Origin of the sequence: Xanthovirga aplysinae (assembly GCF_009711365.1) — a bacterium.
GTDB classification, from domain to species: Bacteria; Bacteroidota; Bacteroidia; order Cytophagales; family Cyclobacteriaceae; genus Xanthovirga; species Xanthovirga aplysinae.
This window is the reverse complement of the sequence record NZ_SMMB01000701.1, coordinates 1-3,384: the sequence shown is the minus strand read 5'-3', so window position 1 is coordinate 3,384 and position 3,384 is coordinate 1. Positions and strand designations below refer to the sequence as shown.

4 protein-coding genes are annotated in these 3,384 nt (G+C 36.3%); 1 reads left to right on the top strand and 3 read right to left on the bottom strand.

From position 1 onward, the window contains the following. Positions 1-412: SiaB family protein kinase (locus E1171_RS04370; protein ID WP_155204472.1), on the bottom strand; the 412-nt coding region annotated here is incomplete at its 3' end. 106 nt (positions 413-518) lie between these two features. Beyond that, positions 519-1,070 carry a cytidine deaminase gene (gene cdd, locus E1171_RS04365; RefSeq protein ID WP_343031292.1) on the bottom strand — a complete coding sequence of 184 codons (552 nt, stop codon included), beginning with the start codon at positions 1,068-1,070 and terminating at the stop codon, positions 519-521. Positions 1,071-1,363: 293 nt separating this feature from the next. On the opposite strand from cdd, the gene E1171_RS04360 reads away from it, so the two are divergent. Continuing rightward, positions 1,364-2,707: a saccharopine dehydrogenase family protein gene (locus tag E1171_RS04360; protein WP_155204468.1), complete on the top strand. Its 1,344-nt coding sequence runs from the start codon at positions 1,364-1,366 to the stop codon at positions 2,705-2,707. Here the strand turns inward: E1171_RS04360 and E1171_RS04355 are convergent. Beyond that, on the bottom strand, positions 2,693-3,384 hold a 692-nt coding region (locus tag E1171_RS04355; protein WP_222931386.1), incomplete at its 5' end, for a tRNA1(Val) (adenine(37)-N6)-methyltransferase. The genes E1171_RS04360 and E1171_RS04355 overlap by 15 nt on opposite strands.

Below are 3,384 nucleotides of genomic sequence, written 5' to 3'. Positions count from 1 at the left end.
CAGATAATTGATTGCTAGAAATTATTTCCTGGTAAATTTCCTTTAGTCCTTCCTTGTCCAAGGCGTTAACCTGGTCAAGTCGTTTTTTTAACGGTGCTACTCCATCATTGTGAATTAAGTTTCCCCCAATAATGATATATTCATTTTTATGTTCTCCAATCATAAAGACTGGAGGTATTTCCTTTTTTTCTACTTCGTTTAATTCTTCAGTATGTTTACCAATGTTTTGAAGACATTCTACCATTACATTGAAAACTTTACGCTTTACATGAACATCCTCCATGGTAGTTTCTAGATTTTGCTCCACGTTATGCAAAATAGATTTTGTGATCTCAGGCGTAAACTCACCTGTGTAACCCAAAATTAAATGGTGGCTTAAAAGTGATTTATACAATTCAAACATGTATTCCATTGTATAAATCTATACATTAAAATTAAAAATATACCGTATTTGCTTTTAATAATTTTGTTTATTAATCGAAATTAATAAATAATAGCCATATTTTGCCGGTATTCTATTACATTAGATGATTTTTATTAAATCCAAATGGTAGGAAAACATCTACGTTTTTTGCTTCGTATATTTTTTCCCCTTCTCCCTGGATGAAAATTTGAATAGGGTGCTCAAATTTCATTTCATATTCATTCATCACTTGCCGACAACTTCCACAGGGGCTGGCAAAAATAAAATGGGTGCTGTCTGCTTTTCTGGCAGCAATAGCAATTTGAAGAAATTTTATTCCTGGAAATTGAGCAGAGGCCGCAAAAAGAGCAACTCTTTCGGCACACAGCCCGGAAGGATAAGCAGCATTTTCCTGGTTGGAACCTTTGACAATTTCCCCATTTTCAAGCAATACTGCTGCTCCTACATTAAAACCCGAATATGGGGCATAGGCAGAATTGCAGGCTTCCCGGGCTTCATGAACGAGTTTTGCTGATTCAGAAGATAAGGTGGTTGAATTAAGGTGTTCCGTCAAATATACATTTGATTTAATTAACTTGGTCATATATAAAAATGTCTCCTTGTTAGGGAGTAATTTAGGATTAAAAGAAAAATTCCCATGCAGCACCACTTCACCAAAAAACTAAAAATAGCAGCTGGGAATTATAAAGGGGGGATTAATTTAATTTATTTCTGAGGAAATACAAAATTTAAAGTTCCAATAAGTAAGATTAAGTGCAGATGGAAAATGTTTTTCTATAGATTTATTTCTTGAGACTTTTCGGATTTCCATATAAGGATTTAAACATTTAGAAGATTTCACTAACTTTTTTGGCAAACAGTTTATTTTTCTACTAGTTAAATTTTAAGTTTCTTCACCTTTTGTATCATTAAATTGGAAACCTCCATTAAAGGAATTAGATGAAAAAAATAGTAATTCTGGGAGCAGGTAGATCCTCCTCTTCCCTTATCAAGTATTTGCTTGAAGAGGGAAAACATTCAAATTGGTTGATTACCTTGGCTGATTTTGATAAAGCACAAGCAGAGTCAAAGATAATCGGTTATCAGAATGCTGTTGCGGTGGCTTTTGATATTTTTAATGAAACGCAAAGGGAAGCTTTAATTCGGGAGGCTGACTTGGTGATTTCCATGCTTCCAGCTGCCTTTCATATCCATGTGGCAAAAACTTGTCTGGATGCTTATGTTCACCTGTTCACAGCCTCTTATGTATCCACAGCCATTAGGGAGTTGGATGAAGAAGCAAAGAGGAAAGAGTTATTGTTTTTGAATGAATGTGGTCTTGATCCCGGATTGGATCATATGAGCGCCATGCAACTTATTGAGCAAATTAGGGGAAAAGGGGGAGAATTGAGAGCCTTTTGCTCCTATACTGGTGGTTTGGTAGCTCCCGAATCCGATGATAATCCCTGGAACTACAAATTTAGCTGGAATCCACGCAATGTGGTGCTGGCGGGACAAGGAGTGGCTAAATATTTATCGGAGGGGTATCTTAAATTTATTCCCTATCATAAGTTATTTAGTCGATCCCAATCTGTATTTGTGGAGGGCCTTGGGGATTTTGACGCCTATCCCAATCGTGATTCATTGGCTTACAGGGAAATTTATGGTTTGGAAAAAATCTCAACCTTATTAAGAGGAACTTTACGAAGAGCAGGTTTTTGTGCCGCTTGGGATGTGTTTGTACAGTTGGGAATGACGGATGATTCTTTTCAGATGAAGAAACTTGCGGGTTTAACCTGGCGGCAATTTACAGACTCTTTTCTTCCAAAAGAATCTGGGATGTCTTTGGAAGAAAAGTTGGCCAATTATCTAAATATTCCCCTTAAAGGAGAAATTATGAGCAAACTGACCTGGTTGGGCATTTTTGAAGATAAGGCCTTGGGGGTTAAGGAAGCTTCTCCTGCTCAAGTTCTTTTAAAATTGTTAGAAGAAAAGTGGAAACTGAAAGCTGATGATAAGGATATGATCGTTATGCAACATCAGTTGGATTATGAATTGGAGGGAAAAATCAAAAGACTTACTTCTTCTTTGGTTGTGAAAGGAGAGGATCCGGTACAAACTGCTATGGCAAAAACAGTAGGATTACCCCTTGGAATAGCCGTAAAAATGTTTTTACAAGAGAAAATTAAAGCTCGAGGGGTACAAATACCTATAAATAAAGATTTTTATGATCCTATTCTTTCTGAATTAAAAGACCTTGGAATTGCATTCAATGAAAAAGAGGAGGAATTAAAAAATCAATAAATAATCTTTTAATAATTTCTTGTAATTGGGAGCATACTCACCGTTTTCCTCTCGAATAGTTAGTTCTTCTATTTTTATGGGACTTGGTTGTCGCTTAAAAAGACAAACTTCTCGAATAATTGGTTTTTGAACGTTATCACTGATTTGGAGTTTCTGGACGGGAAAAAATGAAAAAGAAATGGCTAATTTGATAAATTCATCCATTTGCCTGGGTGGTAATAAAATGGAAGCAGTTCCTTCTTGACTAAGCATAAGGTCCATAGATCTTAGTAGGTCTTCAAAAGGTAATTCATCATCATGATGAGCACGATTTCGTTTGTAATCATTTGTTTGTTGATGGTTTGTGTAGAAAGGAGGGTTAGAGATGATTAAATCAAAGGATTTCCCTTGATTTTTCTCCATATATTGTTGAATAGATTGGTGGTGTAAATGAAGCCTATTATTCCAAAGGCTTTTGGAAAAATTGTCCGAAGCTTGTTGAAAAGCTGCGGGGTCGATTTCTACAGCCTCAATTGTTCCTTCAGACCGTTGAGCAATCATTAAACTTAATAGGCCTGTACCAGTACCGATATCTAAAATCCTTTGGGCATTGTCCGTTGGTGTCCAGGCCCCCAAAATGCAAGCATCTGTGCAAATCTTCATGCCGCACAGCTTTTGTTCTATTCCAAATTGTTTAA